Raw genomic sequence first — 13402 nt, forward strand, 5'->3', positions numbered from 1 at the left:
GGGGGCTCCCCCTCCCGCGCCGTCTTCCCGACCGGCCGTCAGAGAATAAGAAAAGGGTCCGCCGATGATCTTCCGCCGCCTGATCGCCGCTTCGCTCGCGCTGACGCTGACGCTTCCGGCGCCGCTCGTCGCGCAGAGCCGCCACCTCCTCGAATATCCGTCGATCCATTCGCCGACGGTGGGGACGCGCGGCATGGTGGTCAGCCAGAACGCCATCGCCAGCGAGGTCGGCGCGAAGATCCTGCGCGAAGGCGGCAATGCCGTCGATGCCGCGATCGCGGTCGGCTTCGCCCTGTCGGTTACGCTGCCGCGCGCGGGCAATATCGGCGGCGACGGCTATATGAGCGTCTACGACGCCGCCTCGGGCGAGGTGCGCGTGATCGATTTCCGCTCGGTCGCCCCACGCGCCGCGACCCCCGCCATGTTCGTCGACAATCGCGGCAAGGAGCGCGCGGTCACCAGCTACGGCTATCTGGCGCCCGCGGTGCCGGGAACGGTCGCGGGTTTCGACTATGCCCATCGCAAATGGGGCAAGCTGTCGTGGGACAAGATTGTCGCTCCCGCCATCGCGCTGGCCGCCGACGGCGTGCGGCTGAGCGCCGACGAGGCTTTCGTTTTCAGCTGGGGCAAGGAGCGGCTGTCGAAGAGCGCGGCGGGCAAGGCCGCCTTCTACAAGCCCGACGGCAGTCTGTATCAAAAGGACGAGGTTATGAAGCGCCCCGACCTCGCCTGGACGCTGGGCGAGATCGCGCAGCATGGCGCCGACGGCTTTTACAAGGGCGAAGTCGCGCGCCGGATCGCCGCCGACATGAAGGCGCATGGCGGGCTTATCACGCTCGACGACCTCGCCGCCTATCGCCCGCAGGAGCGCGCCCCGCTGGTCGGCAGCTACCGCGGTTACACCATCTACACCGCGCCGCCGTCGAGCGCGGGCGGGGCAACGCTGCTCAATATCCTCAACCAGCTCGAACATTTCGACATCAAGGCGATGGGCGCCAATTCGGCGGCGTCGCTGCATGTGATGGCCGAGGCGATGAAGCTCGGCTATGTTGACCGCTACCGCGCGCTGGGCGATCCCGCCTTCGTCACCGCGCCGGTCGGCGGTTTCATTTCGAAAGCCTATGCCGCCGAGCGCGCGAAACTGATCGACCCTGCGCGCGCCAAGCCGATCGACGCCATGCCTTTCGGCGACCCGCTCCGCTACGAAAGCCCCTCGACGACGCATTTCTCGGTCGCCGACAAGGACGGCAATGTCGTCTCGACGACCTTCACGCTCGGTTCGGACTTCGGATCGGGGGTAATGATCGCGGGAACGGGCATCCTCCTCAACAACGAGATGAACAATTTCAGCCACGAACAGGCCTGGGAGGCACAGCGAACCGGCACACCGCCACCGCTCAACGCAATGGAGCCGGGCAAGCGAATGTTGTCGACGCAGATGCCGACGATCGTGATGAAGGACGGCAAGCCGTGGATCGTCACCGGAACCCCCGGCGGCAGCACGATCATCACCTCGGTCGTGCAGGTTCTCGTCAACGTCATCGATCATGGCATGAACATCGCCGAAGCGACGCACCAACCGCGCATCTATCAGGGTGCGAGCGACACGCTGCGCGTCGAACCCAATTTCAACCCGGACACCGTCGCCGCGCTGAAGGCGATGGGCCATCCGATCACCAGCGATGAGACAATGGGCAGCGAACAATCGATCATGATCGACAAGGGCCTGTTCCTCGGCGCCGCCGATCCGCGGCGCCCCGGCGCGCTGGCAGTGGAACCATGATGCGCCGCCGCCTGATCCTGCTCGCCGCCGGCCTGCTCGCGGCCTGCGCGCCGGTCGCGCCGCCGCAAACGGTCGCTCCACCGCCCGCTCCCTCTTCCGCCGACGAACAGGCGTTCGTCGCGGCCGCGCATCCACTCGCGGTCGAAGCGGGACTCGACGTGCTGCGTCGCGGCGGCAACGCCGTCGACGCAGCCGTCGCAGTCCAGGCGATGCTCGGGCTGGTCGAACCGCAAAGCTCGGGGCTCGGTGGCGGGGCCTTCATGGTCTATTATGACGCCGCCACACGCGGCGTCACCGTCTATGACGGGCGCGAAACCGCACCCGCCGGTGCGACCTCGGACATGTTCCTCGATGCGGACGGCAAACCGCTGCCCTTCCGGACCGCGGTGCTCAGCGGCCGCGCGACGGGGGTGCCGGGCGCGGTGGCGATGCTGGCAATGGCGCAGCACGACCGCGGAAAACTGGCTTGGCGCGACCTCTTCGGCAGTGCCGAGCGGACGGCACGCGAAGGCTTCACCGTCACCGCTCGCCTCGAACGCTTCGTTCATGGCCCCTATCCGCAGGCGAGCGCGCCCGATGTGGTGCGGTATTTCAGCGACGGACATGGCGGCAAGGTTCGCGCCGGCGACACGCTGCGCAATCCCGCCTATGCCGCCTTCGTCCAGCGCCTTGCCGCCGAGGGCGCCGACGCCCTCTATCGCGGCGCCACTGCCGCGCGCATTGTCGCGCGTCTGCACGATGGCGCCTTGCCGGGCAGCATGACCGCAGCCGATCTTGCCGGCTATCGCCCCGTGGTCCGGCAGGCGCTGTGCAATGGCTATCGCGTCTATCTGCTCTGCGCGCCGCCGCCGCCGTCGAGCGGGGTGGGCTTGCTGCAGCTTATGGCGATGATCGAACATAGCGATATCGCGGCGCGCGGCCCCGACGACGCGGTCGCCTGGGTCGAATATGCCGAAGCGAGCCGGCTGATGTATGCCGACCGCGACGCCTATGTCGGCGATGTGCCGAACGTCCCGGTCAAGGGGCTGCTCGATCCCGCCTATGTCGCTGCCCGCGCCGCGCTCATCAAGGACCGGGCCGGGCCGCCGCCGTCTGCCGGAACCCCGCCCGGTGCAATCGTCGCGGCGGCGGACGCCACCGATGAAGTCCCGGGCACCTCGCACTTCGTGATCATCGACGGCGACGGCAATGCGGTGTCGATGACCACCACGGTCGAAAGCTATTTCGGGTCGGGGCGCATGGTCGACGGCTTTTTCCTGAACAACCAGATGACCGACTTTTCGTTCGTCCCCACTGGTCCCAATGCCATCGCGCCGGGCAAGCGGCCGCGGTCTTCGATGACCCCGCTCGTGATATTGCACCGTGACCTTAGCCTTGCCGGCGCGATCGGGTCGCCGGGCGGCAACGCGATCCTCGCCTATGTATCGAAGGCGCTGGTCGGCGTAATCGATTGGGGACTACCGCTGCAAAAGGCGGTCGCGCTCCCCAATCTGGTCGCGCGCGGCGCAACCTTCGCGGGTGAGGAAAGCCGCTTTCCGCCCGCAATGCGCGCCGAAATGGCGCGGCGCGGCGTCGAAGTCCGTGCCGGATCGGGTGAGGATTCGGGACTCCACGGCGTCATGATCTGGGATGGCCGCTTCGATGGCGCCGCCGACCCGCGCCGCGACGGCGTCGCGCGAACGATCACGCTCGAAAGGAAATGACGATGATGCGTTTCATCCCGCTCGCGGCGCTTGCCGCCAGCATGACCCTCGCCGTTCCCGCGGCTGCGCAGCGCGTGTCGGTCGAGGCGGTCGAATTCCCCAGCCGCGACGGCAAGACGATGATCAAGGGTTATGTCTTCAAGGCGGACAATGCCCCCGCGCAATCGCCCGCCGTCGTGATGATGCACGGACGCGCCGGCGCCTATTCGTCGCTTGCCAAGGGGAAATATGATGCGGCGACCCTCGCATCGCGGCATCGGGCATGGGGGCGCCTGCTCGCGCGTAGCGGCTATGTGGCGCTGATGGTCGATGACTTCGGCCCGCTCGGTTATCCGACGGGCTTCCGGGCCGGCACCTACAAGGATCGCCCCGCCGAAGTGAACGAGGTAACCTACCGCCCCCTCCACGCCTATGGCGCCCTGCGCTATCTTCAGCAGCGCGCCGATGTGGCGGGTACGCGCGTCGCGCTCCTCGGCTGGTCGAACGGCGCGAGCGCGACGCTCGCCGCCATGGCCGACGACAAGCCGGGCGACATGCGCAGGATCGGCTTTCGCGTCGGCATCGCGCTTTACCCCGGCTGCGGGCTCAAGCGCCGTTTCGACAAGCAGGGCTATCGCCCCTACGCGCCGGTGCGCGTCTTCATCGGCACCGCCGACGAGGAGGTGTCGCCCGCTTCCTGCGAAAAGCTGGTCGCGCGCAGCCGCGACAAGGGCGGCGACATCACGCTGACCAGTTTCAAGGGCGCGACGCACGGCTATGACACCCCCACCGAATCGCGTCAGTCGGTTGCCGCCAATGCCGCAGCCAAGTCGGCGACGGAAAGCGACGTCCTCGCCTTTCTGGCGAAAAATTTGAAGGATGAGTGATATGGCTCAGCTTACGCCCTTTCATTTTGCCTTTCCCGTCGATGATCTCGACGCGGCGCGGCATTTCTATGGCACCGTCCTCGGTTGCCCCGAGGGGCGCAGCGACAGCGACTGGATCGACTTCAACCTCTATGGGCACCAGATCGTCGCGCACCGGGTCGCGCAGCGCGATGCGGTGGCGGGCCATAATCCGGTCGACGGCCATGATGTGCCGGTCCCGCATTTCGGCGTCGTCCTGCCGCCCGACGAATGGCGCGCGCTCGCGGCGCGGCTCCAGGATCAGGGCGTCCGCTTCGTCATCGAACCGCACACGCGCTTTCCCGGCCAGCCGGGCGAACAGTCGACGATGTTCTTCCATGATCCGGCGGGCAATGCCCTCGAGTTCAAGGCCTTTGCCGATCTCGACCAACTCTTCGCCAAATAAGGATTTGTGATGGCGCGACCGATGCGTTTCTGGGGACATTTGGGCGCCGCCGCCGCGCTCGCCGCGGGCGTGCCGCTCACCGCACCTCTCGCTGCAGCCGCCGAAGCGCCCGCGTCGATCCGCGGCATCGACGGAACGGTCGCGGTCGTCGGGGGCACGGTCGATGTCCAGGCGATAGAAGCGCGCATCAATGGCCAGCCGGTACCGATTGCGCGCGACGGCAGCCTCGCGGCATCGCTGCCCGACGCCGCCGATTATCGGATCAGCCTGCGTGGCCCGGCGATCTTCGATGCCGATTTCGCTTTCGCCGCCGCCGAACTGGGCACGAAGGACGGCAAGCGCGTGCTGCCGCAAGTCGAAGTCGTGGCGCGCGCGCCGGGCCGTGTCGAATTTTTCTTCGGCGGCGATGTCATGATGGCGCGCCGCTATGAAAAGCCGATCTGGGGCGAGCGCACCTTGATCCATCCCGCGACCCGCGCCGCCGACATGGCGCGGCTGCTCGCGCCGATGCGTCCTTATTTCGCAGGCGCCGACCTTGCCTCGGTCAATCTTGAAACGGTGCTCGCAGCCGAGGATCTGGGCGACGCACCCGACAAGACGGTGGTCTTCTATACCCACCGCGATGCGGCGCAGGTGCTCGCCGATGCCGGGATCGATTATGTCACGCTCGGCAACAATCATGTCTACGACTATGTCGAACCGGGCCTTGCCTCGACACTGGCGGCGCTCGACAAGGCGGAACTCCCCTGGTCGGGTGCCGGCCGAAACGAAGCGGAAGCACTGAAGGCTGCCCGGATCGAGGTTGGCGGACAACCCTATGCGATGCTCGGTTTCGTCGGCTGGAAGGGACGCGTCGAACCCAATCAGGTCGCCGAAAGCGCCAAGGGCGGGGCCGCCTTCGGCAGCGACGAGAATATCGAGACCGCCGTCACCTGCGAAGTCGCAGCCGGGCGCATTCCCATCGTCCAGTACCACGGCAGCAGCGAATATAGCGACCGCCCCACCGACATCAGCGAGCGGCGGATGAAGCTGGCGATCGACAAGGGCGCGGTGCTGGTCGTATCGCATCACCCGCATGTTTCGCACGGGCTCGAACTCTATAAGGGGCGGCTGATCGCCTATTCGCTCGGCAATTTCGTCTTCGACCAATATTTCCCCGAAACGCAGGCGACCTTTGCGCTGAAAGTCTGGATGGACGGCGGCACCTTGTTTCGCGTCGAAATTCTGCCGATCCAGCTCCTCGACTATCGTCCCGTTCCGGCGACGGGCGCGATCCGCCAAGCAGCGCTTCACCGCATCATCCACCTGTCGGCAGAGCGCGGTACGCGGATTGCCCTGTCCGGCGGACATGGCGTAATCAACCCGCAGCGGCAGCCCGCGCCGCCGCGCGAATGCGCCGCGACGTCGATTTCCGGGGTCATCGCCTACCGCTATGCGCTCGACCCGGCCGCTCCATGCGCCGCCGCCACCGGCGCAATGACCGGCGGCGACCTGATCCTGCGCGGCGATTTCGAGGCAGCGCGGTACGACGACGCCACCGACCGGAGCTGGACAAGCGAGAATGGCAGCATCGATTTCGTCGCCGGCGGCTTTGGCGGCGGACATGCGCTCGCGCTGCGTCCCGACGCGGCGGCGTCATCGGCCACCGTCGCGCCGACGACCTTCTTCCGCAACGGGAATGCGCGCCGCTACACGCTGGTCGGCCGCGCGCGCAGCGATAGCGCCGCGACGCTAGCGGCGTTCGTCCAGTTGCAACCGAAGGGCAGCGGCATGACCAAGGCGATCGAAAGCGCACCGCGGCAGCCGATCGGCACGGCCGCGCTGACCGGCGGCGCATGGACCGATTTCCGCTTCGACGTCGACCTTGCGCCCGGTGACGAGGAACTGCCCCTGCGTCCGCTGCTGCAAATCGATGGAAAGCCGGTCCAGATCGACGATATCGCCTTCGTCGCATGGGACGAACCGGCAAACGGCGAACTGCCGGCGCCCGGCCGCTCCTATAGCCGCTAGATCAGCGCTTCGAGGAGGCCGATAAGCGGCTTGTCGGCAGGCGGCATATCGAGCGCGTAAAGCTCGACCGGCCGCACCCAGCGCAGCGCGGTCGCATGCCGTGCCACCGGGGCACCGCGCCATTTGCGGCAGACATAGAGCAGCAGCAGCAGATGCCGATCGCCGAGCATGTCGCTCGCAAAGCAGGCGGGCGCGAGGCAGCTATGATCGACGTCGATCGCCAGTTCCTCCGCCAGCTCGCGAACAAGCGCCTGCTCGGGCGTTTCGCCGACCTCGCGCTTGCCGCCGGGAAACTCCCACAACCCCGCCATCGACGTGCCTTCGGGGCGCTGCTGAACCAGCAAGCGTCCGTCGCGATCCACCAGCGCCGCGGCGACCACCACGAGGCTGTCGGACGCGGTATTTCCGCCATGCGATGCGGCCAAATTGTTAACCTTCCTGTGACACTTTCCCGATCCTCGGGAACTATAACTTCAGTCAGGGGCGGAACAATGAACAAGTTTCATGGGCTGCTGCGGTCGACCAGGGCCGCCACAGCCGTAGAATATGGCCTTATCCTTGCGCTGATCTTTCTGGCCGCGATCGTCACCATCACCGCCGTCGGCAAATCGACCAACGCGATGTGGACCAACGTGTCGGAAAAATCCGTCGCAGCGATGGATGGAGCCTGATGTGCTGAAACGGGACTCCCGAAACAGCATTTCGGCGCGTCGGCATTAAGAAATTCAAAACCAATTGATCCTAATCTTGCTCCGTTGACCACGACCAGACCGTCAACAGGGTAAGTGACTTGTCAGGAGACCAGACATGAAATTCTTCAAGAAGCTCGTTCGCAACAATCAGGCTGCGACCGCCATCGAATACGGCCTGATCGCCGCTCTCATCGCCGTCGCGGGCATCACCGTGATGGGCAACGTCGGCACGAGCGTCAAGGGCACGTTCGAAAAGGTCGACAGCGGTCTGAAGAACGCCGGCACCTAATCGAGCCGACATCCACCGCTTCGGCGATGGAGATCAAACAGGAAAGGGCGGTGGCCAAGCCACCGCCCTTTTTTGCGTCGGATCGTCAGCGATTGGCGTAGACGACCAGCTTTACCTTTTGCCCCGGAGCGAGCCGGCTCGTGGCCGGCAGGCGGTTGAGCACCTGGAACCGCTCCGATTGATAATTGCTGTAGGCCATGCGCTTCGCCAGCGCCGCGACGCTGTCGCCGCTTTTCACCGTCACCACATCGACGCGTCGCGGCCGGATCGCAGCAGCCTCGCTTGCGCTCAACCGCCGGACGCTTACGAACATCGGGTTGAAGACGCCCGACCCGCCGGCCTTGGCCAAGGTCACGAAGTGAAAGGCGCTGTTGGGTGCAAATTCATAGGCAAAGACGGTCACATCGACCTGTCCCGACTGGCTATTGGCGCGCGCCGACGAAAAATAGGCGGGGATGCCGTTCACCGTCGTGCGCTGAACGGTGCCGGGCGTGATCTTGGCGTCGCCCGCAACCGCCTTGAACACATTGGCAATATAGGCGGTCATGTCACCGCTATACGCCGCGGTCGAAAATTGCGCCTGCCCACCGTTGCCGCTGATCGACACCGCGCTGGTGCCGTTCTGCATTGCAAAGCCGTTCGGGACGGTGAAGCGCAGACGCAGGTCGGGATGCAGAAAGTCCCTGCCCTCGACTACGCCCTGCGCCGGGTCGTCGCCATAGAGCACGCCATCAACCGACGCGAGGAAAGCGTCGGCGTTGCGCACGCCGCCGGTGCCCACCCGCGAGGCGAGCGTTTGCGCATTGCGCACGCGCGACGCCGGATCGGGATGGGTGCTCGCCCATTCGGGCAATGATCGCGCGTCGCCGCCCGACAGTCGCGCCTCGAGGTTGGTCTGGTTCGCAAGGCTCGCCAGCATCGTTGACAGCGCCATCGGATCATAGCCCGCGCGCTTCAGATATTGGACGCCGAGTTGATCGGCCTCGAGTTCCTGCGAGCGCGAAAAGCCCAGCGTCGCAAGCTGCGCCACCTGCATTGCATTATTCTGCAACAGGCCGCCGAGCCCGCCGAGCAGCCCGCCATTGTCGCCGATCGCGCCGCCGAGCACCGACGCGAGGACGCCGAGGATGGTGTTGCGCGTCGCCGCCGACTGGCGCTTCTTGCTGTGCTGCGCAGCGACATGGCCGACTTCGTGGCCGAGCACGCCGGCGAGTTCGGCCTCGTCGTTCATCAGCGCCATCAACTGGCGCGTGACGTAAACATAGCCACCGGGGATCGCGAAGGCGTTGTTCACCGGCGAATTGAGCAGCGTCACGGTGAAGTCGCTCGGGCTGCGCGACAGGCCCGACTGCACGGCGATATTCTGACCGATGCGGTTCACATAGGCGGCCTGCGGCCCGGCATAGGCACCGCCGAATTCGGCGAGCAGCTGCGGATGCGCCTCATCGCCCTGCTTGCGCTCGGCGGGCGAAATGCTGGTCGCAGTGCGGATTGCCTTGAGCTGTGCTTCGGCCACCCCGCCACCGACCAGCGCCGTTGCCGCCAGCAGCATCGCCAGCCGCGCCGTGATCCGTTTCGTCATCGATTTGCCTCCCTTTGGTCCGTTCTCGCCGGCTTATCCCGTCGCGGGATCAAGACAAGCGGTCATGGGACGCCCGCCGGTCGGGAGTCGAACGCGAAGCAGGCGCGGGCGGTTCCGTTCAGGCCCGCCCCATCGCAAGGAACTTGTCTTCGCGGTCGGTGCGCAGCCGCTCACGCGACTGGCCCTGCAAGCCGTCGAGTTCCTGCGCGAGCGCATCGCCGAGCGACTGGATGGCAACTTCGGGCACCCGGTGCGCGCCGCCGACGGGCTCGGTCACGATACGATCGATGACCTTCAACCCGAGCAGATCCTGCGCCGACATCTTCATCGCGGTTGCCGCGTCGGGCGCCTTGTCGGCGGTGCGCCACAGGATCGACGCACAGCCTTCGGGCGAGATCACCGAATAGACGGCATGTTCGAACATCAGGACACGGTTAGCGGCGGCAAGCGCGATGGCGCCGCCCGAACCGCCTTCGCCGACGATCGCCGCGACCATCGGCACGCCGAGCGCAAGGCATTGTTCGGTCGACCGCGCGATCGCTTCCGCCTGGCCGCGCTCTTCGGCCTGGATACCGGGAAAGGCCCCCGACGTGTCGACCAGCGTCACCACCGGCAAACCGAAACGATCGGCAAGCTGCATCAGGCGGATCGCCTTGCGATAGCCCTCGGGCTTCGCCATGCCGAAATTATGCTTCATGCGCGACGGAATATCGTCGCCCTTCTCATGCCCGATCACCATCACGCGCCGACCGCGAAAGCGAGCGAGGCCGCCCAGAATCGCCTGATCGTCGCCGAAGTTGCGATCGCCCGCGAGCGGCATCCAGTCGTCGAACAGACCCGCGACATAATGTTTGAAATGCGGCCGGTCGGGGTGACGCGCGACCTGCGTCTTTTGCCAGGGCGTCAGCTTGGCATAGATATCGCGCAGCATCTTCGAGGACTTGTCCTCCAGCCGGGCAATATCGCCGTCGATATTGAGCGACGGATCGTCCCCCATTTCACGCAATTCGGCAATCTGGCGATCGAGCGCGGCGACCTGTTTTTCGAAATCGAGAAAGGCTGTCATAGGGGAGCGCTAGGCCGAAGGCGCCGCAACGTCAACGGCCCGCATCTGCGCCAGCGGATGGCGCCGGTTGACCAGCTCGACCAGCCGCCGGCTATCGACATGGGTGTAAATTTCGGTCGTCGCGATGTCGGCATGGCCCAGCATCATCTGCAACGCGCGCAGGTCGGCCCCGCCCTCCAGCAGATGGGTGGCGAAGGCGTGGCGCAGGACGTGCGGACTGACCCCCGCGGGATCGACCCCGGCGCGCGCCGCCAGTTCGCGCAGCATCTGGAACAGCCGTATGCGCGACACATGCGCCTTGCCCGACGGGAACAGCCAGGGTGTTCCATCGGCGAGCAGCGGCAGCCAGCGATCGAGCGCTTCGCGCGCCCGGTCGGACAGCGGCACCAGCCGTTCCTTGTCGCCCTTGCCGCGCACGATCAGAAATTGCCGCTCGCCCGCAACCGCACGGCGCGGCAGCGACACCAGCTCGCTCGCGCGCAGTCCGGAGCCGTAGAGCAGTTCGAGCAGCAGCAGCATGCGCATGGCGTTCGCGGGCGCTGCCTCCCCCGCTGCCTCCTCGCTAGCCTGCGCGAACAGCCGGTCGACATCATCGTGCGACAAAATGCGCGGCAGCGGACGGCGCGTGGCGGGACGCGCGATGTCGAGCGCCGGATTGTCGGTGCGCTCGCCCTCATCCTCCAGAAACGCGAAGAACTGCCGCAGCGCCGACAATTTGCGTGCGGCGCTGCTCGCCGCCAGCGTCCGATATGCGGCCATCAATGCGCGCAGCGCGGCGGCGTCGGCATCGCCGAGCGAACCGCGCACCAGTTCTGCCGCCTGTTCGAGGTCGCGGCGATAAGCGAGGATGGTGTTTCGCGATGCCCCCCGTTCGGCGGACATCATCTCCAGAAAGCGGTCGATCAGGCGCGCGTCAGACACGCACCAGCGCTTCGGCCGCGATCATCCGGGCTTCGGCGTCGAGCCCGACGTCGTGGAGCGCCCGGACGATATGATAGAGGTGATAGGGCGGTATCTTGTCCCATTCGCCCTGCATCCCGGCCGCGGCAAGCAGCGCAACCATGCCGGGTTCGCGCCGCTGGGCGGCTTCGGAAATCGCACGCGTCCATCGCGTCTGCTTGCCCAGATCGACCCCCAAATCGCTGGCCGCCGATGACGCCTGCCCGGCGTCGATGCGGCCGAGGCCCGCGAGACCCGCGAGCAGGAATTTCGACCGCAAGGTTTCGGCGCTGTCGTCGTCGCTGGCGAAGCTGCCGATCGACCCGGCGCCGACACCGGTCAGCGGGCGCGGCGACCCGACCGCCATGATGCCCCACCCGTGGCCGCCGACCGACAGTTTCGACACCCATTGCACCGCGCGATTGTCATATCCCGCGGTCAGCATCGATCCCAGCAACTGCCACGGATCGGCGCCGACATCGGCGCCGGTGGGCAGCGCGGCGGCGGCTCGCGCGGTGGCGACAAGCGCGGCATAGCGCGCCGTCGCGCCGGTGCCCGCGGACCAATATTCCGCCATCGCGGTATAGCGATCGGCGGCATTGGCGCCGCTGAACGCGCTGCGCAGCAGATCGGTCTGCGCCGCGAGCGCTTCAGGGGGCTCCTCCTCGCTCGACGCGGCGCTGAGCAGCGAGACATAGGCTTCGCTCGATAGCACGCCGCGCGATGCGGCATAGGGAGCGGCAGCGATGCGGTCGCCCATCGGCGTCATCGGCGCGAGTACCGTCCAGCTTCGGATCGAACCGGCCTCCGTGGCGCGCAGCGGTGCCGGAATGTCGATTCCCGTCGCGGTCGCCAGACCAAAGCGCCAGCTCGTCAGGCGCGCGACCTTGTCCCATTCGATCGTTGTCGAACGGCGGCCGGCGCCCGTTGCGCCGAGCACACGTTCGGCGAGCAGAATGTCAAAATTGCTGATCTTGCCGCTTGACCGTACCCGGCCGATCGCCCAGCCCGCGGGTCCGGCCTCGCCCGACATCCCGGCGCACATCGCCGCGGCGAGCCGCCAGCTTTGTTCGTCGCCATGGGCAAGCCCTGCGGGGACATAAGGACAAAGCCCCGACGGATCGGCGTTCGCCAGATAGGTCTGCTGGGCGGTCGCGACGAGCCGCGGGGTCGCGCGGTCATAATCGACCGACTGCACGATCATCCGCGCGGTGGTCGATTCGCCGAGCCGCAAAAGCAGCCCCGCGCGGTCGGCGGCAAGGTCGGCGCCGCTGATCGTATCGGGCGTGTCGATCGCAGACGCGAGCGCGCGGCGCAGCAATATCTGACCCCAGCGCGAGGCGACCTGACCGCGCATGCTGCGCATGATCGCCGCCGCATATTGGCCGCGCACACCAAAGGCATCGGGCGCCATCCCGCCGGTTTCGGGCGTCAGCGGCCCGACCCGCGTCAACAGCCGGCGCGCGCCGGGCGGCAGGTCGTATTTGAGCTGGCCGGAGGTGCCTTCTTCGCCATCGCTGGCCTCATCGCCCGCGTCGGTGTCGCCGCCGTCGAGCGTCGCGACGGTCGGCGGCGCAAGGGTGGTCGCACCAGCGGGTCCGCCCTTCGGCGCTGCGGTCGAAGAGGGCGCCGGGGTCGGCGATGGCGTCGGTGCTGGACGCGGTGCCGGCGTGTCGGCGGGCTTGCCAAAGCCTTCGGGCAAGAGCGATTCCTGCGCGACCGCCGGAAGGACGAGCGCAGCCGCGAGTGCGGTTCCCGACAATCCAAGGGTCAGCGCGAGCATTTTCTTTGTCATCGTGCCGCGCTTTCGGCAATCTTGTCGGTCACGTCCACCTCAATCATCTTCGCCTCGATCGGTCGTCCGAGCCAATAGAGGAACAGACCGAACGCCAGCAGCAGCGCCAGGGCGAAAATCCCGGCGACCCAGCGCCCTTTTCCCGATCCTTGCGTTGCGCGCAATATCCTGTGCCACCCGTGCCGGCTCGACCCAAATTTGCGCGGCGCAGCAAAATCATTGTTCCGCGCGGTTCCTGCGGTATAGCCGCGCG

13 protein-coding genes are annotated in these 13402 nt (G+C 66.7%); 7 read left to right on the plus strand and 6 right to left on the minus strand.

The window, feature by feature from the left end; translation table 11 throughout:
* Positions 1 to 64: 64 nt before the first annotated feature.
* The 5 genes from ggt to ACT17R_RS14545 are packed head-to-tail and all read left to right on the plus strand — an operon-like array spanning position 65 to position 6786.
* Positions 65 to 1783 (plus strand): gamma-glutamyltransferase, encoded by a 1719-nt coding sequence (ggt, locus tag ACT17R_RS14525; RefSeq protein ID WP_444809697.1) that lies wholly within the window; start codon positions 65 to 67, stop codon positions 1781 to 1783.
* Positions 1780 to 3486: a gamma-glutamyltransferase family protein gene (locus tag ACT17R_RS14530; RefSeq protein ID WP_444809698.1), complete on the plus strand. Its 1707-nt coding sequence runs from the start codon at positions 1780 to 1782 to the stop codon at positions 3484 to 3486. Before ggt ends, ACT17R_RS14530 begins: the two co-directional genes overlap by 4 nt.
* 2 nt (positions 3487 to 3488) lie before the next feature.
* The gene (locus ACT17R_RS14535) at positions 3489 to 4352 is read left to right on the plus strand and encodes a dienelactone hydrolase family protein (RefSeq protein ID WP_444809699.1); all 864 of its coding nucleotides are present in this window, start codon (positions 3489 to 3491) and stop codon (positions 4350 to 4352) included.
* A gap of 1 nt (position 4353) precedes the next feature.
* A complete protein-coding gene (locus tag ACT17R_RS14540; protein ID WP_062901909.1) occupies positions 4354 to 4776 on the plus strand; it encodes a VOC family protein in 423 nt (140 codons plus the stop codon).
* 9 nt (positions 4777 to 4785) lie between these two features.
* Positions 4786 to 6786 (plus strand): CapA family protein, encoded by a 2001-nt coding sequence (locus tag ACT17R_RS14545; protein WP_444809700.1) that lies wholly within the window; start codon positions 4786 to 4788, stop codon positions 6784 to 6786.
* Here ACT17R_RS14545 and ACT17R_RS14550 read toward each other — a convergent pair.
* Positions 6783 to 7211, minus strand: a complete 429-nt coding sequence (locus ACT17R_RS14550) for a (deoxy)nucleoside triphosphate pyrophosphohydrolase (RefSeq protein WP_444809701.1) — start codon at positions 7209 to 7211, stop codon at positions 6783 to 6785. The genes ACT17R_RS14545 and ACT17R_RS14550 overlap by 4 nt on opposite strands.
* A 66-nt stretch (positions 7212 to 7277) precedes the next feature.
* Between ACT17R_RS14550 and ACT17R_RS14555 the strand changes: the two genes are divergently transcribed.
* Both ACT17R_RS14555 and ACT17R_RS14560 read left to right on the plus strand, forming a co-directional pair.
* Positions 7278 to 7457 carry a Flp family type IVb pilin gene (locus ACT17R_RS14555; RefSeq protein ID WP_062901906.1) on the plus strand — a complete coding sequence of 60 codons (180 nt, stop codon included), beginning with the start codon at positions 7278 to 7280 and terminating at the stop codon, positions 7455 to 7457.
* Between the two features lie 136 nt (positions 7458 to 7593).
* Complete coding sequence (locus ACT17R_RS14560) at positions 7594 to 7767, plus strand: Flp family type IVb pilin (RefSeq protein WP_062901905.1); 174 nt, start codon at positions 7594 to 7596, stop codon at positions 7765 to 7767.
* An 85-nt stretch (positions 7768 to 7852) separates the two neighbouring features.
* On the opposite strand, the gene ACT17R_RS14565 is transcribed toward ACT17R_RS14560, so the two are convergent.
* From ACT17R_RS14565 to ACT17R_RS14585, 5 genes are all read right to left on the minus strand, one after another.
* Positions 7853 to 9349 carry a M48 family metalloprotease gene (locus tag ACT17R_RS14565; RefSeq protein WP_444809702.1) on the minus strand — a complete coding sequence of 499 codons (1497 nt, stop codon included), beginning with the start codon at positions 9347 to 9349 and terminating at the stop codon, positions 7853 to 7855.
* A gap of 118 nt (positions 9350 to 9467) precedes the next feature.
* The gene (locus tag ACT17R_RS14570; RefSeq protein WP_444809703.1) at positions 9468 to 10415 is read right to left on the minus strand and encodes an acetyl-CoA carboxylase carboxyltransferase subunit alpha; all 948 of its coding nucleotides are present in this window, start codon (positions 10413 to 10415) and stop codon (positions 9468 to 9470) included.
* Between the two features lie 9 nt (positions 10416 to 10424).
* Entirely contained in the window at positions 10425 to 11336 is a 912-nt protein-coding gene (locus ACT17R_RS14575; RefSeq protein ID WP_062768955.1) for a tyrosine recombinase, read from the minus strand.
* Positions 11329 to 13149, minus strand: a complete 1821-nt coding sequence (locus tag ACT17R_RS14580; RefSeq protein WP_444809704.1) for a hypothetical protein — start codon at positions 13147 to 13149, stop codon at positions 11329 to 11331. Before ACT17R_RS14580 ends, ACT17R_RS14575 begins: the two co-directional genes overlap by 8 nt.
* Positions 13146 to 13313, minus strand: a complete 168-nt coding sequence (locus ACT17R_RS14585; RefSeq protein ID WP_288989316.1) for a hypothetical protein — start codon at positions 13311 to 13313, stop codon at positions 13146 to 13148. The genes ACT17R_RS14580 and ACT17R_RS14585 overlap by 4 nt, the downstream gene beginning before the upstream one ends.
* Positions 13314 to 13402 lie beyond the last annotated feature (89 nt).

The organism is Sphingopyxis sp. Q841, assembly GCF_052384365.1.
Classification (GTDB): Bacteria; Pseudomonadota; Alphaproteobacteria; order Sphingomonadales; family Sphingomonadaceae; genus Sphingopyxis; species Sphingopyxis terrae_A.